Origin of the sequence: Kitasatospora sp. NBC_01539, assembly GCF_045040525.1 — a bacterium.
Lineage (GTDB): Bacteria > Actinomycetota > Actinomycetes > Streptomycetales > Streptomycetaceae > Kitasatospora.
The window spans coordinates 2,225,947-2,245,330 of record NZ_CP109390.1 but is presented as its reverse complement, the minus strand read 5'-3'; the positions used below and the strand labels follow the sequence as shown (position 1 = coordinate 2,245,330).

General features: G+C 75.8%; 16 protein-coding genes. 5 read left to right on the top strand and 11 right to left on the bottom strand.

Annotation, left to right across the window (positions count from 1 at the left end):
• The first annotated feature begins 55 nt into the window (after nucleotides 1-55).
• The 3 genes from OG335_RS09600 to OG335_RS09590 all read left to right on the top strand — a co-directional run bounded on the left by OG335_RS09600 (nucleotide 56) and on the right by OG335_RS09590 (nucleotide 4,150).
• Entirely contained in the window at nucleotides 56-1,012 is a 957-nt protein-coding gene (locus OG335_RS09600; RefSeq protein ID WP_405010624.1) for a zinc-binding dehydrogenase, read from the top strand.
• A gap of 65 nt (nucleotides 1,013-1,077) precedes the next feature.
• Nucleotides 1,078-2,121, top strand: coding sequence for a S66 peptidase family protein (locus OG335_RS09595; protein WP_405010623.1), 1,044 nt, complete (start codon nucleotides 1,078-1,080; stop codon nucleotides 2,119-2,121).
• A gap of 331 nt (nucleotides 2,122-2,452) precedes the next feature.
• Nucleotides 2,453-4,150, top strand: coding sequence for a hypothetical protein (locus OG335_RS09590; RefSeq protein WP_405010622.1), 1,698 nt, complete (start codon nucleotides 2,453-2,455; stop codon nucleotides 4,148-4,150).
• A gap of 51 nt (nucleotides 4,151-4,201) precedes the next feature.
• On the opposite strand, the gene fabG is transcribed toward OG335_RS09590, so the two are convergent.
• From fabG to OG335_RS09575, 3 genes are read right to left on the bottom strand one after another with little or no spacing between them, the layout of a single operon-like run.
• Complete coding sequence (gene fabG / locus OG335_RS09585; RefSeq protein ID WP_405010621.1) at nucleotides 4,202-4,960, bottom strand: 3-oxoacyl-ACP reductase FabG; 759 nt, start codon at nucleotides 4,958-4,960, stop codon at nucleotides 4,202-4,204.
• A gap of 11 nt (nucleotides 4,961-4,971) precedes the next feature.
• Nucleotides 4,972-6,159 carry a thiolase family protein gene (locus OG335_RS09580; RefSeq protein ID WP_405010620.1) on the bottom strand — a complete coding sequence of 396 codons (1,188 nt, stop codon included), beginning with the start codon at nucleotides 6,157-6,159 and terminating at the stop codon, nucleotides 4,972-4,974.
• Nucleotides 6,160-6,190: 31 nt separating this feature from the next.
• Nucleotides 6,191-7,339, bottom strand: a complete 1,149-nt coding sequence (locus OG335_RS09575) for an acyl-CoA dehydrogenase family protein (protein ID WP_405010619.1) — start codon at nucleotides 7,337-7,339, stop codon at nucleotides 6,191-6,193.
• A 124-nt stretch (nucleotides 7,340-7,463) separates the two neighbouring features.
• On the opposite strand from OG335_RS09575, the gene OG335_RS09570 reads away from it, so the two are divergent.
• Together OG335_RS09570 and OG335_RS09565 are read left to right on the top strand one after the other, a co-directional pair.
• The gene (locus tag OG335_RS09570) at nucleotides 7,464-8,087 is read left to right on the top strand and encodes a TetR/AcrR family transcriptional regulator (RefSeq protein WP_405010618.1); all 624 of its coding nucleotides are present in this window, start codon (nucleotides 7,464-7,466) and stop codon (nucleotides 8,085-8,087) included.
• Between the two features lie 212 nt (nucleotides 8,088-8,299).
• Nucleotides 8,300-9,490 (top strand): serine hydrolase domain-containing protein, encoded by a 1,191-nt coding sequence (locus OG335_RS09565; RefSeq protein WP_405010617.1) that lies wholly within the window; start codon nucleotides 8,300-8,302, stop codon nucleotides 9,488-9,490.
• Between the two features lie 50 nt (nucleotides 9,491-9,540).
• On the opposite strand, the gene OG335_RS09560 is transcribed toward OG335_RS09565, so the two are convergent.
• The 8 genes from OG335_RS09560 to OG335_RS09525 form a co-directional block, all read right to left on the bottom strand.
• Entirely contained in the window at nucleotides 9,541-10,743 is a 1,203-nt protein-coding gene (locus tag OG335_RS09560; RefSeq protein ID WP_405010616.1) for an aminoglycoside phosphotransferase family protein, read from the bottom strand.
• A gap of 79 nt (nucleotides 10,744-10,822) precedes the next feature.
• Nucleotides 10,823-12,013, bottom strand: a complete 1,191-nt coding sequence (locus tag OG335_RS09555; protein ID WP_405010615.1) for a nitric oxide synthase oxygenase — start codon at nucleotides 12,011-12,013, stop codon at nucleotides 10,823-10,825.
• A gap of 169 nt (nucleotides 12,014-12,182) precedes the next feature.
• Nucleotides 12,183-13,595, bottom strand: a complete 1,413-nt coding sequence (locus tag OG335_RS09550) for a sugar porter family MFS transporter (RefSeq protein WP_405015345.1) — start codon at nucleotides 13,593-13,595, stop codon at nucleotides 12,183-12,185.
• Between the two features lie 125 nt (nucleotides 13,596-13,720).
• Nucleotides 13,721-14,692 (bottom strand): L-histidine N(alpha)-methyltransferase, encoded by a 972-nt coding sequence (egtD, locus tag OG335_RS09545; RefSeq protein WP_405010614.1) that lies wholly within the window; start codon nucleotides 14,690-14,692, stop codon nucleotides 13,721-13,723.
• The gene (egtC, locus tag OG335_RS09540) at nucleotides 14,689-15,489 is read right to left on the bottom strand and encodes an ergothioneine biosynthesis protein EgtC (RefSeq protein WP_405010613.1); all 801 of its coding nucleotides are present in this window, start codon (nucleotides 15,487-15,489) and stop codon (nucleotides 14,689-14,691) included. The genes egtD and egtC overlap by 4 nt, the downstream gene beginning before the upstream one ends.
• Nucleotides 15,489-16,811 carry an ergothioneine biosynthesis protein EgtB gene (gene egtB / locus OG335_RS09535; RefSeq protein ID WP_405010612.1) on the bottom strand — a complete coding sequence of 441 codons (1,323 nt, stop codon included), beginning with the start codon at nucleotides 16,809-16,811 and terminating at the stop codon, nucleotides 15,489-15,491. Before egtB ends, egtC begins: the two co-directional genes overlap by 1 nt.
• Nucleotides 16,805-18,076 carry an ergothioneine biosynthesis glutamate--cysteine ligase EgtA gene (gene egtA / locus OG335_RS09530; RefSeq protein WP_405010611.1) on the bottom strand — a complete coding sequence of 424 codons (1,272 nt, stop codon included), beginning with the start codon at nucleotides 18,074-18,076 and terminating at the stop codon, nucleotides 16,805-16,807. Before egtA ends, egtB begins: the two co-directional genes overlap by 7 nt.
• A gap of 153 nt (nucleotides 18,077-18,229) precedes the next feature.
• On the bottom strand, nucleotides 18,230-19,366 hold the full coding sequence (locus OG335_RS09525; RefSeq protein WP_405010610.1) for an aminotransferase class I/II-fold pyridoxal phosphate-dependent enzyme: 1,137 nt from the start codon (nucleotides 19,364-19,366) through the stop codon (nucleotides 18,230-18,232).
• Nucleotides 19,367-19,384 lie beyond the last annotated feature (18 nt).

Here is a 19,384-nt window from a genome sequence, read left to right as displayed (position 1 = left end):
CCGCTTCACCTTGCACGCTGGTGCCGCCAGGTCGGGAACGAGCAGGGGAGCGGTCGTGCGGGCAGTGTGGTTGACGGAGTTCGGCGGGCCGGAGGTACTGGTGGCGGGGGAGGCGCCGGACCCGGTGCCCGGCCCCGGAGAGGTGCTGGTGGACGTCGCGTTCGCCAACATCACCTTCGTCGAGACGCAGTTCCGGGCGTCCGGCCGGGGCCCGTTCGCGGCCCGGCCGCCGCTGATCCCCGGCAACGGGGTCGGCGGGGTGGTCGCCGCCGTCGGCGAGGGCGTGGACGACGCGCTGCTCGGCCGCCGGGTGGTGACCGCCACCGGCGGGTCCGGCGGGTACGCCGCGCGGGCGGCGGTCCCCGCGGCCGGGGTGTTCGAGGTGCCGGACGGCCTCGCGCTCGACGACGCCGTGGCCCTGCTCGCCGACGGCCGGACGGCGCTGCTCCAACTGCGCGCCGCCCGGGTGGCGGCCGGCGACCGGGTGCTCGTGGAGGCCGCCGCCGGGGGAGTCGGCAGCCTGCTCGTGCAGTTGGCCTCCGCCGCCGGTGCGACCGTGGTGGGCGCGGCGGGCGGCCCGCGCAAGGCGGAGCTGGCCGCCGGACTCGGTGCGTCGACCGGCGTCGACTACCTCCGGCCGGACTGGACGGACCGGGTGCGCGAGGCGCACGGCGGCGTGGACGTCGTGTTCGACGGCGTCGGCGGCCCGATCGCACGGCACGCGTTCGACCTGCTCGCCCCGGGCGGACGCATGGTCAGCTACGGCCTGGCCGGCGGGGAGTGGGCGGAGATCCCGCCGGAGCTCGCCGCCGCCAGGGGCGTCGAACTGGTCGGCCCGTCCCGTCCCGACCCGGCCCTGATGCGGACGCTCACCGCCGAGGCCCTCGCCCGGGGCGCCGCCGGCCGGCTGCGGCCGGTGATCGGGCTGCGCGTGCCGCTGGAGGAGGCCGCGCGGGCCCATGCCGCGATCGAGGGCCGGGCGACGACCGGCAAGACGCTGCTCGTCGTCTGACGGCGGCCGATCGGTATCCCGGAATTCGTCCGGGGGCGGTCACGGCCCGGTCCTAGGATCGGGCCATGACCGCTCCCGTCCACCCTCCCAAGCCGCGCCCGGGCGACCGGATCGCCGTGCTCTCCCCGTCGTCCGGCCTGGCCGGGCTCCTCCCGCTGCCGTACGAGCTCGGTGTCCGGCGCCTGGTCGAGGAGTTCGGCCTGAAGCCGGTGGAGTACCCGACCACCCGACGGTTCGGAAGCACCCCGCAGGATCGCGCCGCCGACCTGCACGCGGCCTTCGCCGACCCGGAGATCAGGGCCGTCGTCTCGACGATCGGCGGCGACGACCAGATCACCCTGCTGCCGTTCCTGGACGACGAGCTCATCCGGGCCGACCCGAAGCCGTTCTTCGGGTTCAGCGACAACACCAACCTCCTCACCCACCTGTGGAACCTCGGCATCGTCGGCTACCACGGGGCGAGCGTGATGACGCAGTACGGCCGCCCCGGCGCCCTGCACCCGGTGACCGCCGCCTCCGCCCGCGCCGCGCTCTTCACCCCGGGGCCGTACGAGCTCACCGAGCCCGCCGACTTCAACGACGTCGACCTGCCCTGGGACGACCCGGAGACGTTCGCCGGCGAGCCGCCGATGCAGCCCGCGCGGGGCTGGACGTGGCACCGTCCCGAGCGGGTCGTCGAGGGCGTCAGCTGGGGCGGCAACCTGGAGATCCTCGGCTGGCTCATGATGGCCGACCGCGGCATCCGCACACCCGAGGCGTACGAGGGCTGCGTGCTCTTCCTGGAGACCTCCGAGGAGCTCCCGGGCGGCGAGGAGGTGTTCCGCATCCTGCGGAACATGGGCGAGCGCGGCCTGCTGGCGCGGTTCCCCGCGCTGCTCATGGGCCGCGCCAAGGCCTGGTCGTTCGACCGGCGCCACACGCCGGAGGAGCGCGAGGCCCACCGCACCGGGCAGCGCGAGGCGGTGCTGCGCGCGCTCGCCGCGTACGCCCCCGACACCATGGCGGTCTTCGACGTCGACCTCGGCCACACCGACCCGCAGGTGGTGATCCCGTACGGCGGCCTGATCCGCGTCGACGGGCCCGCCCGCCGGATCACCGTCACCTACTGACGCCCCGGACGGCCCGCCCGTCCCGGCGCGCGGGTGCCGCGACGGGCGGGCCGTCCTGACGGCGCGACGGAGCGGGGTGACGGCCCGTAGCCCGGCGGGCCGGGCGTGTTCGCGCACCCGGCCTGGAGCCGCCGGGGGATCACCCCGTATGGTGGCGAAATCGGGGTGCGGTGGTGGTCACCGTGCAGGCACGGACGATGTCGCTGCTGGCGGCGGGGCGGGGCGGTGACCGGGCGTGTCGGACGTGACAGCGGCCTCCGGGGGCGGCGGACGGACACCGTTCGACCATGACACGGGCAGCGGACCGGCGGACCGCCAGGTGCCGGCCCCGATGCCCACGACCGGCTGGACGACGACGATGCCGGCCATCACTCTGCCCCCGGCCCCGGCCCCGGCCCCCGTGCCCGTCCCCGCCCCGGCTCCCGCGGCGGCCCCGGCCCCGCCGCAGCTGCGCGGCATGGGCGCCGGCCTGCGCGGCCGGATCCTCGTCGTCGAGGGCGGCTACGGCAGCACCGGCCGCCGCCCCTGGGGCCGCGGCTCCGCGCAGGCACCCGTGCTGTCGGCGATGCTGGCGGCCGTCTCCCCGCACGTCCTGCTGGCCGCCGACGCGGTCGACGCCGTCCACCTGCCCGGCGCCGGCGACCCGCCGACGGTGCTCGCGCACCTGCGCGCCGCCGCCCGCCACCCCGGCCCGCTGCTGGTGCACCTGGGCGGGCACCTCGTCACCGACCGGCGCGCCGAGCAGCTCTTCCTGACCCTGCGTGACTCCCGCGGCCACGAGAGCCTGCCCTGGCAGGCGGTCGCGGCGGAGCTCCAGCACCGCCCGCAGGACTGGCACACCCTGGTCGTCGCCGACCTGAGCGCCGACCAGACCGCGTGGCCGCTCGTGCAGAGCACGATCTCCCCGCTCACGGACGGCGTGCCGCTGTGGGCCGTCGTCAACCCCGACCCCGACCAGGTCGGCATGTTCACCCGGGCCCTCATCGAGGTGCTGCACGTCGGCGTGCCCGGCGCCGGGCCCGTCCTGGCCCCGGAGCACCTCCGCGGCCAGGTGCAGTCGGTGCTGCGCCCCGAGGCCGTGGTGCTCGTCTCGCACGCGCCCGACCGCCCGGTCTTCCGCAACACCTCGCGGCGCATCGGCGACACCTCCACGGAGGCCCGGCTCAGCGGCGCGCCGCGCCCGGCGGCCGTTCAGCCGCGGCACCCCGGCGACCGGCAGGCCCGCCCGCGGCCCGCCGCGTACGCACCGGCCGCGCCGCGGGTGGAGCTGGCGAAGCCGGTCGCCGCCGCGCCGCGCCGCCCGGTGTCGCTGCTGAAGCCCGGGGTGCCGCCCACCCCGCCGCGCCCGGCGCGTCCGGTGTCGCTGCTGAAGGGCGGCCCGCTCGGCGGGGCCGACCCGGCCGGGGTCCTCGCACCAGTGGACGCGCTGCCCGCCACTGCGCCCGAGCCCCGGGCCGTACCCGAGCCCGTACCCGTACCCGCACCCGCACCCGGTACGGAGCCCGCGTCCGAGCAGGAAACCGAGAGGCCCGAGCCCGAGGCCGTACCCGAGCGGGCGTCCGGTCCCCGGGCGGATCGTGAGCAGGCGAAGGACCCGCTGGCCGACTACCGCGAGGCCGTCGGCAGGATCGTCCTGGCGGCCGACGCGGGCGAGCACGACTCCGCGGCGGAGCTGGCCCTCGCGCTGGAGGAGCAGGCGGTGGACACCCACGGCCCGCTGGCCGCCGAGGTGCTGCAGGTGCGTCAGGTGCGGGCGCACGTCTCCCGTCTGGCGGGCCGGACGGTGCTGGCGGCGGACCTGTACCGGCAGGTCGCGCTCGCCCTGCTGCGCAGCTCGGGGGCGGACGACCCGGAGACGCAGCGGGCCGCGACCAACGCGGAGGCGTGCTGGCGGGCGGTGGGCGACCGCGCGGAGGCGCTGCGGATCGCCCCGGAGATCATCGAGCTGCGGGCCCACCTGCCCGGCCCGGAGGGCCGGAAGCTGCGGGCGGCGGAGCGGCACCTGGCGAAGCTGGCCGCACAGCCCTGACGGGCGGCGGCGTGGTGCGTGCCGTCCGCCCGTCGGGCCGGTGCGGTGGGGTCAGCGGGCGCCGCCGTTGATGTAGAGGGTCTGCCCGCTCACGTACGAGGCGTCCTCGCTGGCGAGGAAGGCGACGACCGAGGCGACCTCCTCGGGCCGGCCGACGCGGCGCAGTGGGGTGTGTGCGGCGGCCACGGCCTGGTGGTCCTCGGCGTTGGAGCCGACGCGTTCGGCGGTGGCGGCGGTCATCGCGGTGGCGATGTAGCCGGGGGCGACGGCGTTGACGTTGATGTTGTAGGGGCCGAGCTCGATGGCGAGGGTGGCGGTGAGGCCCTGGATGCCGGCCTTGGCCGCGGCGTAGTTGGCCTGGCCGCGGTTGCCGAGGGCGGAGCGCGAGCTGAGCGAGACGATCTTGCCGTACTTCTGCTTCACCATGTACGCCTGCGCGACGTGGGCGCAGTTGTAGGCGCTGGTGAGGTTGACGGTGATGACGGCGTCCCAGTCGTCCTTGGGCATGCGGAAGAAGAGGTTGTCGCGGGTGATGCCCGCGTTGTTGACGAGGACGTGCAGGCCCCCGAGGTCGGCGACGACCCGGGCGAAGGCGGCCTCGACGGCGTCGTGGTCGGCGACGTCGCAGCCGTAGGCGCGGGCGGTGCCGCCCTTGGCGGTGATGGCGTCGACGGTGGCCTGCGCGCGCTCGGCGGTGAGGTCGACGACGGCGACGGCCGCGCCCTCCTCGGCGAGGCGTACGGCGGTGGCGGCACCGATGCCCTGGGCGGCGCCGGTCACCACGGCGACCTTGCCGGCGAATCGTGTCATGGGAGTGCCTCTCAGGAGTTCTCGACGAGTACGGCGGTGCCCTGTCCGACGCCGACGCACATGGTGGCCAGGCCGCGCCGGGCGCCGGTGCGGCGCATGCGGTGCAGCAGGGTGGTGAGGATGCGGGCGCCGGAGCCGCCGAGCGGGTGGCCGAGGGCGATGGCGCCGCCGCTGGGGTTGACGCGTGCCGGGTCGAAGCCGAGTTCGCGGATGCAGGCGAGCGCCTGGGCGGCGAACGCCTCGTTGAACTCGGCCTCCTGGACGTCGCCGACCTGCCAGCCGGCCCGGGCGAGGACCTTGCGGGTGGCGGGTACGGGCCCGATGCCCATGACGTCGGGGTGCACCCCGGCGGAGGCGCCGGCGACGTAGCGGCCGAGGGATTCCAGGCCGAGGCGTTCGAGGGCGTCCTCGCCGACGAGCAGCAGCGCCGCGGCGCCGTCGTTCATGGGGGAGGCGTTGCCGGCGGTGACCGTTCCGCCGGGGCGGAAGACGGGCTTGAGGGCGGCGAGGCGTTCCGGGGTGGTGTCCTCGCGGACGGACTCGTCGCGGGTGACCTCGACGCCGTCGGGGCGGACGACCGGCAGGATCTCGGCGTCGAAGTGGCCGTCCTTGCGGGCGGCGGCGGCGAGCCGGTGGCTGCGCAGGGCGAACGCGTCCTGCTGTTCGCGGGTGATGCCGTACCGCGAGGCGACCTCCTCCGCGGTCTCGCCCATGGAGAGCACCCCGTGCAGGTCCTTCATGCGCGGGTTGGTGAGCCGCCAGCCGAGCCGGGTGTCGTGGGTCTCGATGCGGTGCGGCAGGGCCTCGTCGGGGCGGGGCAGCACGAACGGCGCCCGGCTCATCGACTCGCAGCCGCCGGCGACGACGACGTCGGCCTCGCCGGAGCCGATCGCGCGGGCGGCGGAGGTGACGGCCTCCAGGCCGGAGGCGCAGAGGCGGTTGACGGTGGCGCCGGGGATGCTGTCGGGCAGGCCGGCCAGCAGGACGGCCATCCGGGCGGCGTTGCGGTTGTCCTCGCCGGACTGGTTGGCGGCGCCCCAGTAGACGTCGTCGATCAGGGCCGGGTCGAGCTGCGGCACGTCGGCGAGCAGCCCGGTGAGGACGGCGGCCGACAGGTCGTCGGGCCGGACGGCGGACAGTGCGCCGCGCAGCCGCCCGATGGGGGTGCGGCGGGCGGCGGCGAAGTGGACGGGTCGCACGTCGGTGTGCTCCTTCGTCGGGTGGGTGGGGTCAGAAGGCGTTGACGCCGGTCAGGGATCGCCCGATCAGCAGTTTGTGGATCTGGCTGGTGCCCTCGTAGAGGGTCATGACGCGCGCGTCGCGCAGGTACTTGCCGACGGGGTACTCGTCGATGAAGCCGTACCCGCCGAAGACCTGCAGCGCGTTGTTGGCGGCGCGGACGGCGGCCTCGCTCGCGAAGAGCTTGGCGACGGACGACTCGGTGGCGAAGGGCAGGCCGCGGTCGACGAGGTCGGCGACCTTCCAGGTGAGCAGCCGGGAGGCCTCGACGTCGACGGCGATGTCGGCGAGGAGGTCCTGCACGAGCTGGTGGCCGGCGATGGGCCGGCCGAACTGCTCGCGTTCGCCGGCGTACTTCACGGCGGCCTCCAGGCAGGCGCGGGCGATGCCGACGCACCCGGCGGCGACCGACATACGGCCCTTGGCGAGGGCGGACATCGCGACCTTGAAGCCCTGGCCCTCGTCGCCGAGGCGGGCGCTGTCGGGCACCCGGACGGCGTCGAGGGTGAGTTCGGCGGTGGCCTGGCCGCGCAGGCCGAGCTTGCCGTGGATCGTGCGGCGCCCGAAGCCGGGCAGGCCGGTCTCCACGAGGAAGGCGCTGATGCCGCGGTGGCCGGGCCCGCCGGTGCGGGCGAAGACGAGGGCGACGTCGGCGTGGGTGCCGTTGGTGATGAACATCTTGCTGCCGCTGATCAGCCAGTCGCCGCCGTCGCGGACGGCCCGGGTGGTGAGGTTGGCGGCGTCCGAGCCGGTGCCGGGCTCGGTGAGGCCGAAGCAGCCGAGCGCCTCGCCGGAGGTCAGCCGGGGCAGCCAGTGCCGCTTCTGCTCCTCGGTGCCGTACGCGTTGACGGACTTGCCGACCAGGCCGAGCGAGACGGAGACGATGCCGCGCACGGCGGAGTCGCCGCGGCCGAGCTCCTCCAGCACCAGGCAGTACGCGAGGTGGTCTCCGCCGCTGCCGCCGTACTCCTCGGGGAGGGTGAGGCCGAGCAGGCCGAGCTTGCCGAGCCGGCCGACGATCGCCGGGTCGACGGACTCGGCGAGGTCCCATTCGCGGGCGAAGGGGACGATCTCGCGGTCGGTGAAGACGGCTGCGAGATTGCGGACGGCGGCCTGCTCCTCGGACAGCTCAAGGTTCATGGCGGCGGACACCTCTTAAACTAGCAGTGCAAGTTTTAAGGGGGACTGTAGCCCCACCCGGTCCGCCCGGGGAAGAGCCGCCTGCAAGAATGTGGGCCACCCACCCGATCGGAGGCCGCTCCCCATGGCCCGCCCGCGCACCCCGCTGCTCAGCCGCGAGCGGATCGTCGCCGCCGCCCTCTCCCTGGTCGACGCCGAAGGGCTGGCCGCGCTCTCCACCCGGCGCCTCGCCACCGAGCTCTCCGTCAGCGGGCCCTCGCTCTACAACCACTTCGCCACCAAGGACGACCTGCTCGACGCCGTCGTCGACAGCGTGATGGGCGAGGTCGACCTGTCGATGTTCGACGCGCCGGAGAGCTGGCGCACCGCCCTGCGCGACTGGGCCCGCTCCTACCGCGCGGCCCTCGCCGCCCACCCCAACGTCGTGCCCGTCCTCGCCCAGGGCCCCGGCCGCCGCCCCAACGCGCTCCGCCTCGCCGACGCCGTCTTCGGCTGCCTCGTCGACGCCGGCTGGCCGCGCGGCCAGGCCACCCGCATCGGCGCCCTCATGCGCTACTTCATCACCGGCTCCGCCCTCGGCTCCTTCGCCGGCGGCTTCCCCGAGGACGCCGCCGTCTACGCCGCCGACTACCCCCACCTCGGCGAGGCCCACCTGCTCGCCGAACACCGCCGCGCCATCGACGAAGGAGCCTTCGAGACCGGCCTGGCGGCCCTCCTCGACGGCCTCGCCCTGCGCCACCGCCCCTGAGCCCTGAGCCCCGAACGCCGCGCCCCGCGCCCCGCGCCGCCCGCTCCCGGGCCCGGCCCGGCTCTGTCACCGGCACCGGCCGGCGTACCGCCCTTCGCCCTGACGGGTCACACCGGGCCGCCCGGCGTTTGCCGGACCTGGCGGACGGTCACGTTCTGTCGGCCAGCACGGCCGGGCCACCGGCCGGCCGTCCCCCGTCCGGAGGTCGTCCCGTGCCCCCACGCCCCCGCCCGTCACGCCGTCCGTGCCGCGCCCGCCCGCTGCGCCCGGCGGTCGTGCTCGCCGCAGGCCTCGCGCTGGTCGGCCTGCTCCCCGCCCCGGCCGCGGCCGGCGGCCGGCCGGCCGCCCCCGACCTGCAGCAGCGCCTGCAGGAGCTGGTCGACACCCCCGGCGGCCCGCCCGGTGCCATCGCGGTGCTCCGTCGCGGCCGGCACACCGAGATCGTCCGGGCGGGCGTCGCCGAGCTCGGCGGCCGGGCGCCCCGCAGCACCGACCACATGCGGATCGCCAGCGCGGCCAAGGCCTTCAGCGGCGCCGTCGCGCTGCGCCTGGTCGACCGCGGGGTCCTCGGCCTCGACGACACCGTCGGGCAGCGGCTGCCCGGCCTCCCGGCCGACTGGCACGCGGTGACGCTCCGCCAGCTCCTCCAGCACACCAGCGGCCTGCCGGACTACAGCGGCTCGGCGGCCTTCCGGGCCGTCATCACCGCCGACCCGCACCACGTCTTCGACTCCCGGCACCTGCTCGACTACGTCGCCGGCGAGGACCTGCTCTTCACCCCGGGCAGCCGGTACGCCTACTCCAACTCCGACAACATCGCCGTCGCGCTGATGGCGGAGGCCGCCACCGGCCGCCCGTACGAGCAGCTCCTCGCCCGGCTCGTGTACCGCCCGCTGGGCCTGCACGAGACGAGCCTCCCGCAGGGCTACGAGCTCCCCGAGCCGTACCTGCACGGCTACGACACGACCCCGCCCGACCCGCCCGTCGACGTCTCCACGCTCTTCGGGGCGTCGGGGGCGTGGGCCTCCGGCGGCATCGTCTCCACCCCGCGCGACCTCGCCGCGTTCATCCGCGCGTACGGCGGCGGCCGGCTGACCGGGCCCGAGGTGCGGCAGCAGCAGCGGACGTTCGTCGAGGGCAGCTCGGAGCCCGCCGGGCCCGGCACCAACGCCGCCGGCCTGGCCCTCTTCCGCTACACCACCCGCTGCGGCGTGGTGTACGGCCACACCGGCAACACCGCCGGCTACACCCAGCTCGCCGTCGCCACCCCGGACGGCGGCGCGGCGCTGGCGTTCTCCGTCACCGAGCAGGTCTCGCAGTCCACCAGGCCCGCGCTGCTGGCCCGGCTCCGCGCCGTCCAGGAGGACTTCGTCTGCGCCCTGCTGGACGACCGCGGGCACTGACCGCCGCCACCGACCGCGCTGCGACGACCGTGCTGCGACGACCGCCCCGGTCAGGCCGTCCGTGCGGCGGCGGCCAGGGCGGCGCGCACCTCGGACGCGGGGTCGCCCTCGTGGTAGATCCGCTCGCTGGGCTCGATGCCGTCGAGGAACTCCTGGTAGCGCACCGCGTAGGCGAGGTGCATCAGCGGCTCCGCCAGCTCCAGGGCCCGCAGCGGATCGCTGCCCGGCACGGCCGCCGACCAGGCGCCGGCCCAGGCGTTCCGGACGTCCGCCCAGCGGGCCCCGTCGACGAAGTCGCGCGGCCGCAGCCCGTCGAAGGCCGGGTGCCCGAGGTAGGCGTCCGAGAAGTCCACGACGACCGTACGGCTCCCGTCGGAGCGCCAGTTGCCGGGATGGAAGTCGCCGTGCACCAGGGTCGTGGGCAGCCCGCAGGCCTCCAGCCCGGCGATGTCGGCGGGCAGCCGGTCGAGGAGGCGCTGCGCGGCGGCCCGCTCGTCGGCCGTCAGGTCGTCGAGGCGGGGCAGGAGGGCGGCGGCCGCCGCCGACACCCGGCGCGGCGACTGGTCGCGCAGGTCCCGCAGTCCGGGGTGCCCGGCCAGCCGGGCCTGGGCGGCGACCATCCGGTCGACGGCGCCGAGCATGGCGTCGTCCGGCACGCCCCAGCAGTCCTCGCCCGGTACGTGGTCGAGCAGCACCCGGCCCTCCGCCGACCCGAGCACGGGCGGCACCAGCCCGGGGTCCACCGAGGCGAGCAGGGCGATGACCCGGGCCTCGTCGGCGCCGAAGACCGGCGTGGTCTTGAGCCAGACAGGGCCCTGCGCGGTCGGGATGCGGGTGAGCCCGGAGAGGTTCCAGGTCTTCACCTGCTCGGCGCGGCCGGTCGGGGGCCGGCCGGCGTCCCGCAGCCGGTCCCCGGCCCAGCCGAGGGCCGCGCGCAGGCCGTCCGGGGTGGCCCAGGCGGCGCGCAGCGGGTCGGGTTCCACGGTGCGGGCGCCCCCGGCGAGCGGCACGGCCGGGTCGGCCAGCGCCTCGGCGTGGTAGGCGACGTGCCCGCCGCGGCCGCCGTCGCCGCCCTCCACGGAGAGCAGGCGCAGCACGAGCACGGGCACCCCGAGCCGCTGTTCCAGGGCGGCCGCGACCTCGCCGACCTCCTGCCAGCGCGGGTGGGCCACCGGGAAGGGTCCGACCTCCCCGAGCCGTTCGCCGTCGAGGGTCACCACTGCCGTCACCGTGCGCTGCGTCGTCCGATCCACCCGCGCATTGTCGTGACCCGCGGGAGGGCGCGCCACCGAATTAGGGCGGGCGCGGGCCGCCCGTCCGGCGCGGCGGTGCTCAGCCGGGCTCGCGGGGGAGGAAGGCCGGTCTCAGCCGCGGGTCGACCGCGTCGTAGTAGCGGTGGTAGACCGGGGTGATCCCGCCGGAGACCGGGGGCACGATCCAGCTCCAGTCGGCGGGCGTGGGCCGGCCCTGCCGCCGTTCCCGGTCGATGTGGGTGAGGAAGCGGGCCGACTCCGTGTGGTGGTCGGCGATCGTGACGCCGGCCCGCTCGAAGGAGTGCAGCACCGCGACGTTGAGCTCCACGAGGGCCCGGTCGCGCCAGAGGGTGCGGTCGGACGCGGTGTCGAGGCCGAGCCGCCGGGCGACCTCGCGCAGCATGTCGTAGCGGTCGGCGTCCGCGAGGTTGCGGGCGCCGATCTCGGTGCCCATGTACCAGCCGTTGAACGGTGCGGACGGGTAGCGGACGCCGCCGATCTCCAGCGTCATGTCGCTGATCGCCGGCACCGCGTACCAGCGCAGGCCGAGCGCGGCGAACCAGGCGTGCTCGGGGTGGTGCAGCGGCACCTGCAGCGCGGCGTCGTCGGGCACCTCGTACCACTGCGGGTCGGCGCCGGGGTGCTGCCGGACGAGCAGCGGCAGGACGTCGAACCGCTCCTCGCCGCTCTTCCAGCCGAGCGCGCGGGCCTGCGCGGTGAGGGCGCCGCCGGCCGGGTCGCCCGTCCAGCGGCCGTCCTCGCCGCAGTGGCCGGCGTAGCGGACGAGCTGCTGGTTGAGGATGCGGGGGGCGGGCCGGCCGGGCCGGTCGGGGGCGAAGACGGTGACCACCGGCCGGATCCGGCCGCCGTTGGTGGCGGCCCGCAGGTGCGCGAAGCACTCCTCGGCGATCGCGTCGGGTGTGTCGACGTGCCGCAGGTCGCGGACGACCAGGCTGCGCCAGTAGAGGCGTCCGATGCAGCGGGCGGCGTTGCGCCAGGCCAGCCGGGCGCCGAAGGCGAGCTCCTCGGGGGTGTGCCGGTAGGTGCCGGTGCGCTCGAGTTCGGAGAGCACCTGCCGGACGCGCGGTGCGGGATCGCCCGCGGCCGGCTGCTCGTGGTGGAACTGCCGGACGAAGGCGACGGCCTCGCCCGGCACGGACCCGGCGACGTACCCCGGCGCGGGTGGTGCGAGGGGGGCCGCGGCCGGGTGGTGGGCGTAGGGGCAGGCGGCGGCGACGGGCCTGCGGGCGCGATTCCGGCTGAAGATCAAGGACACATCCCTCCCTGACTCCATGGGTACCGGACGGCCCGGCGCGGCCGCGCAGAGTGTCGGATTACCCCACCGGCCGGGCCGGAACGGCGCTAGGGTGACCGGACGCGCGAGGGCGCCCGCCGTGCGGCGGACGCCCTGCGGGAGTGCGTGGTGCGGAGGGCGCGGTTCAGCCCATGTCCTCCAGGCGGACGCCCTTGGTCTCCTTCATGAAGCGGGCCACGAAGAGGAGCGAGCCGAGCGCGAACGCGGCGTAGATCGCGTAGGTCGCCGACAGGTTCCACTTCGACATCGCCGGGAACGACACCGTGATCGCCCAGTTGGCGACCCACTGCGCGGAGGCGGCGACGGAGAGCGCGGCGGCGCGGATCCGGTTGGGGAACATCTCGCCGAGCATCACCCAGACGACGACGCCCCAGGAGAGCGCGAAGAACAGCACGAAGAGGTTGGCCGCGACCAGTGCGACGGTGCCCTGCAGGTCGGGCAGGGTGACGTCGTCGCCGGTGCCGGTGGCGGAGCTGAACGCCCAGGCGGCCGCACCGAGGGTGACGGCCATGCCGGCGGAGCCGATCAGGGCGAGCGGCTTGCGCCCGATCCGGTCGACCAGCAGGATCGCGACGACCGTGCCGGCGATGTTGATCACCGAGCCGATGAAGCTGATCATCAGCGAGTTGCTCTGGTCGATGCCGACGGACTGCCACAGGATCGACGAGTAGTAGAAGATCACGTTGATGCCGACGAGCTGCTGGAACACCGACAGCCCGATGCCGACCCAGACGATCGGCAGCAGACCGGTGCGGCCGCCGAGCAGGTCGCGGAAGCGCGGCCGGTGGTCGGTGTCGATCAGGCCCCGGATCTCGGCGATCCGGCCCTCGGTGTCGGCCTCGGCGCCCTCGACCTCGCGCAGCACGGTGCGGGCCTCGTCCAGGCGGCCGGCGGAGATCAGGAAGCGCGGCGACTCGGGGATCATCGCGGCGAGCACGAAGTAGACCACGGCCGGCACGACGCAGATGCCGAGCATCCACTGCCAGGCCTCCAGGCCGAGCAGGTGGCCGCGGGTGTCGCCGTCCGCGGACTCCGCGAGCAGCCAGTTGACCAGCTGCGAGACGGCGATGCCGAGCACGATCGCGGCCTGCTGGAAGGAGGCCAGACGCCCGCGGTACTTCGTCGGGGCGACCTCGGCGATGTAGGTCGGCGCGATCACCGAGGCGATGCCGATGGCGGCGCCGCCGAGCACCCGCCAGGTGGCGAGGTCCCACGGCGAGAACGGCACCATCGAGCCGACCGCGCTGATCGCGAACAGCACCGCCGCGGCCTTCATGACGCGGATGCGCCCGTAGCGGCCGGCGAGGGCGGCGCCGAGCGCGGAGCCGAGCAGCGCGGAGGAGACGATCAGGCCGGTGGCGCCGTCCCCGATCCCGAACCTGCCCTGGATGCCGGAGACGGCGCCGTTGATCACCGAGCTGTCATAGCCGAACAGGAAGCCGCCGAGGGCGGCCGCGGCCGTGATGAAGACCACGAAGCCGAGCCGTTCGGGGGCCTGGGTGCGGGCCGCTACGGACTGTTGGGAGACGCTCACGATCTGACTCCTGTGTACTCAACATTGAGAGAGGCGTCGAGATCGTAACCCCAAACCGTTCATCACTTGTAAGCCATACCCGAAATATGCGCAGTAGTCCCCTGGCTCGGCCTTCAGTACCTGAACGATCAGGCCGGTTCGGCCAGCGACAGACCGAAGCGTCCGCCGCCGTCCGTCCACCAGTGGGAGAGCCGCATCCCGGCCGCCGCCAGCTCGTCGGCGACCCGCTCCCGGCGGAACTTCGCCGAGACCTCGGTGCGCAGCTCCTCGCCCGCCTCGAAGTGCACCGGCATGTCCAGCGCGGGGATCTTCACGGTCTGCGTGCGCGTCGAGCGCAGCCGCATCTCGATCCACTCCTGCCGGGCGTCCCAGTGCGCCACGTGCTCGAAGGCCTCCGGGTCGAAGTCGGCGTCGAGCTCGCGGTCGAGCACGTTCAGCACGTTGCGGTTGAACTCCGCCGTCACGCCCGCCGCGTCGTCGTACGCGGCGACCAGCACCGCCGGGTCCTTCACCAGGTCGGTGCCGAGCAGCAGGGCGTCGCCCGGCTCCAGGGCGGCCCGCACCATTCGCAGGAAGCCGGCCCGCTCCCGGGGCAGGAAGTTGCCGAGGGTGCCGCCGAGGAAGGCGAGCAGCCGCGGGCCGCCGCCGGGCGGCAGGCCGAGGCCGCGGGTGAAGTCGGCCAGCACCGCGTGCACGGCCAGCCCCGGGTAGTCGGCGGTCAGTGCGGCGCCCGCCGCCTCCAGCGCGCTCTCGCTGACGTCGACCGGCACGTAGGTGCCCAGCGTGCCGAGGCCGCGCAGCGCGTCCAGCAGCAGCCGGGTCTTCTCGGACGAGCCGGAGCCCAGCTCGACGAGGGTGCGGGCCCGGGTCAGCGCCGCGATCTCCCCGGCGTGCCCGGTGAGGATCTCGCGTTCGGCGCGGGTCGGGTAGTACTCCGGCAGCCGGGTGATCTCCTCGAACAGCTCGCTGCCGCGGGCGTCGTAGAACCACTTCGGCGGCAGCCACTTCGGACTCGCCGTCAGACCCCGCTGCACGTCGTGCCGGAGCGCGTGGCTGAAGTGGTCGGCAGGCAGCAGGCGGGTCAGGTCGAAGGTGCTCACGTCGGTTCGTCCTCTCGCGTCGTGCGGTCGATGGGCGCCGGGCGGTCGGTGGGCGTCGGTCGGTCGATGGGATGCAGGGTGACGCCCGCCGGGGTGGCGAGCAGCAGGGTGCGGTCGGGCACCTCCGACCAGCCGGGTCCGTCGTCGTACGGCTCCGAGGCCACGACGACGCCGGGTCCGGTGCGGTGGAAGAGCGTGTCGCCCCAGGCCGTGGCGGCGATCGAACGGCCGTCGGTGGCCAGGAGGTTGAGCCGGGCGCCCTCGCCGTGCTTCGCGGCCTCCCGCACCGTGTCGGCGAGCGCCTCGCCGAGCTCGGCACCGGTGCGGAGCCGGGCCAGCACCAGCGCCCACAGGAGGGCGGAGTCGCTGCGGGCCTCCAGCGACATCAGGTCGGCGGGCGGCAGCGTCGCGGCCAGCGGACCGTACCGCTCCGGCCAGCCCGGCAGCGCGCCGTTGTGGCTGAACAGCCAGTGCCCCTCGGCGAACGGCGCCGCCGCGGCCTCACCGGGCGCGCACCCGGCGGTCGCCGAGCGGACGGCGGCCAGCAGGGCCCGGGTGCGGACCACCCGGGCCAGGTCGGCGAAGGTCTCGTCGGCCCAGACCGGCCCGGCCCGGCGGTGACGCGCCGGGCGCTCGTCGCCGTCGGCGTACCAGCCGAGGCCGAAACCGTCGGCGTTGACCGTGCCGTACCGCTGCCGCCGCGGCGCCCACGACTGCCGGACGAGCCCGAACGGCGGGTCGACGAGCAGGGCGCCCACCGGGCAGGGCGGCCCGAGGTACGCGAGGTGGCGGCACATCAGGAGGCGTCCTGGCCGCAGGCGGTGCGGAAGCCGGCGAAGATCTGCCGCCTGACCGGGTAGTCCCAGTTGCGGAAGGTGCCACGGCAGGCGACCGGCGCCACGGCGAACGAACCGCCGCGCAGCACCTTGTACTCCGGCCCGAAGAACACCTCCGAGTACTCCTTGTACGGCCACGCCCGGAAACCCGGGTAGGGGTGGAAGTCGCTCGCCGTCCACTCCCACACGTCGCCCATCAACTGCCGGGCACCGCACGGCGCCTCGCCGGCCGGGTAGGCACCCGCGGGCGCGGGCTGCAGGTGCCGCTGGCCGAGGTTGGCGTGCTCGGTGCCGGGCTCGCCGTCTCCCCACGGGTAGCGGCGGGAGCGCCCGGAGGCCGGGTCGTGCCGGGCGGCCTTCTCCCACTCGGCCTCGGTCGGCAGCCGCCGGCCCGCCCAGCGGGCGTACGCGTCGGCCTCGTACCAGCTGACGTGCAGGACGGGCTCCTCCGGCGGCACCGGCTCGACCGTGCCGAACCGGCGCCGCAGCCACTGCCCGCCCTCGCGCGTCCAGTAGAGGGGGGCGGTGAGGCCGGCGTCCATCCGGTGCCGCCAGCCCTCGGACGTCCACCAGCGCGGGTCGTCGTACCCGCCGTCGGCCAGGAAGTCCTGGTAGGCGGCGTTCGTGACGGGCGCGGTGTCCAGCCGGTAGGCCGGCAGGTCGACGACGTGGGCGGGCCGCTCGTTGTCGAGCGCCCACGGCTCGGTGTCCGTGCCCATCGTGAACGGACCGGCGGGCACGAGCACGTCGGCGGGCAGCCGCCCGGCGCCCGCGGCGGGCGGCGGGGGAGCGGCGAGCACGGCGGCCCCCCGGCGCAGCTGGTGGGTGATCAGCATGGTCTCGTCGTGCTGCTGCTCGTGCTGCACGACCATGCCGAAGCCGAAGCCGGCGTCCAGCAGCGGTGCGCCCTCCAGCGGGCTGGTCTCCAGGAGGTCCAGCACCCGGCCGCGCACCTCGTGCGCGTAGCGGCGGGCCTCCTCCGGCGGCAGCAGCGGCAGGCGGGTCCGCTCGGCGCGCGGATGCTCGAAGGCGTCGTACAGCGGGTCGATCTCGGGGTGCATCGGGTCGTGGCCGCCGATGGCGCGCAGCAGCCACAGCTCCTCCTGGTTGCCGATGTGCGCGAGGTCCCAGACCAGCGGCGACATCAGCGGGGAGTGCTGCGCCGTGAGGTCCGGGTCGTCGACGCAGTCGGTCAGCGCGGCGGTGCGGGCGCGGGCGGTGGTCAGCTCGGCGGCGATCGTGCCGCGGAGCGCCGCCGGGTCGGTGCGGTCGGCGTTCAGCACGGTGCGTCCTCCTCGACGGCAGGGCGGTGGCCGGCCCGGACGGCGTCCAGCTGGTCGTCGGCGGGGCAGCGGCCGCGGGCGGGGTAGCGGTCGGCGTACGCGCTCAGGGCCCGGCGCAGCGGGGCCGACCCGTCCTGCCGGGCGAGTGCCCGGTCGGCGGCGGCGAAGCAGGCGAGGGTCGCCCGGCGCAGCGCGGGGTCGGCGGTGGCGAGGGTGGCGGCCCGGCACCAGAGGCTGCTGCGCGGCGGCAGGGCGCCGTCGCCGCCGAGCCGTTCGAGGGCCTCGAGGGCGGCGTCCCCGGCCTCCGGGTCGTCCACGAGTGCGGTGACCAGGCCGAGCGGCACGAGCCAGCCGTCGCCGGGCTGCGCGTCGATCATGCGCAGCTCCAGGTGGCCGCGCGGCCGGACGGGCGGGAAGAGCGTGGTGCGGTGGTACTCCAGGTCGGCCATGGTGGGCGGCCGCTCGCCGCCGCCGCGCAGCCATCCGCGGAAGGTCAGGCCGGCGGGGGCGGTCCACGGCGCGCCGTCGCCCCGGCGTACGCAGAGCACCTCGGCGTCCAGCACGTAGCGCGCCCAGGCCTCGCGGGGGTCGCCGTCCGGCGGCGGGGCGAGCGTGCGGGACGGGTCCATCCGTGCCCACACCATCTGCCGACTGGACCGGAAGCCGGTGGGTCGGCCGTCCAGCAGCGGCGAGTTGGCGAAGGCGGCGACGAGCACCGGGCCGAGCAGGTGGGTGAGCCGCCAGCGCCGGGCCATCGCGGCCTCGGTGCCGGCGTCCACGCAGACCTGCACGGAGGCGGTGCCGGTCATCATGATCCGGCCCCACGGCCCGGCCCGGTCGAAGAAGGTCTCCATCGCGCGGTAGCGCGGGTGCTTCGCCTGCATGCGGCGCTCGCGCGGCAGCGGGTCGGTGCCGCTGCCGGTGAGCCGCAGTCCCTGCCCGGCGAGGGCGGTGCGCAGGGCCGTCTGGTCGCGCAGCAGGTCGGCGGCGCAGGCGGCGGGGGTGGGGGCGGGCCGGGAGCTGAGCTCGACCTGGCCGCCGGGTTCGCGGGTGAAGCGGGAGCCCGCGGGGAACAGCGGGCCGTCGGGGTGGTCCGGGAGGGCTGCGAGGGCCGCCGACGTCCGGTCGGGTTCGACCGGCTTCTCCGGACATCGACTGTCGTGGACGAACCACTCCGCCTCGACCCCCACGAGGGCGGGCGGGCCGATCTTGAAACAGATGGCGGCCAGGTGGGTCTCGGCGGACGCCTCGGTCAGGGGCGTCACGCTGGGTGTGTAGGCGGGGGGCGCGGTGGTGCGCTGCGGCCGGACTGGTATCACCGGACTCACCATCCCTCGGTTCGCGGTTGCGGCCCGGTCTTTCCTGCTCAGTCTGCTACGCGTCAAACATCGTTGCCGCTCCACGCAGGTCAGGGATGGTCAGGTCCGCGTCAAGCGGCGGAGCGCCATGTCCAGGCGAGCGGGCGGCAGGGCGTAGTTCAGCCGCAGGAAACCGGGCGCCGGGCCGCCGAAGTCCGCCCCGTCGGCGAGTTCGACGTCACGCTCGGTGAGGGCCGCGGCCCTCGCCCGTCCGGGTGGCAGACCGAGCGCCGTCCCGTCGAGCCAGAGCAGGTACGAGGCCTGCGGCCGGGTGGGCACGGCCGGCCCGAGCGCCGCCAGCACGCGGTCACGGGCGGCGGCCAGGCGGGGCAGGAGGGCGTCCAGCCACTCCTCGCCCCCGGTCAGCGCCGCCCGCTGCACGGTCTGCTCCAGCAGACCGCCCTCCCACAGGCCGTACCCCGCCATCACCTCCAGCAGCCGCCCGCGCAGGGCGGCGTCCGGCACCAGCGCCCAGCAGCTCGGGACGCCGGAGGTGTTGAAGGTCTTGCCCACCGATCCCAGGGTCACCGTGTGCCCGGCGGCCGCACCGGCGAGCGCGACGGCCACCGGCTGGCGCAGCCCGTGGTCGGGGTGGACGAGGTCGCCGTGCACCTCGTCCGAGACCAGCAGGCCGTCCTCGGCGGCGGCCAGCTCGGCGAGCGCGCGGACCTCGGCCGCGCTCCACAGCCGCCCGGTGGGGTTGTGCGGGCTGCTCAGCAGCACCGCGCCGGGCCGGGACGCTGCCAGCGCCTCCAGCGGCAGCCGGAGGCCGTCGCCCTCCCGCACCAGGGCGGCGGTACGGAACGGCACCCCGGCCGCCGCGCACACCCGGGCGAACCCGCCCCACTCCGGCACCACGCCCGCCGCCGCCCGGCCGCGCAGCCGCGGCGCGGCCGCGGCGAGCAGCAGGCGCAGGGCGGTGCTCGGACCGAACGGCAGCAGCAGCACCCACTCCGGGTCGACCGCCACTCCGTGCCGCCGCCGGTACCACCGGGCCACCAGCTCGCGCCCGCCCGGATCGGCCACGGTGTAGCCGTAGGCCGGGTGGGCGGCGCGGGCGGCGAGCGCCGCACCGATCGCGGCCGGGCCGGGCAGGTCCATGTCGGCGAGGCCCATCGCGATCGCACCCGCGCCGGCCCGTGCCCACTTGCTGCTGCCGGTGCCGGTCCGGTCGAACTCCGTCGGCTTCTCCCGCACGCCTGCTCCCTCCGGGCG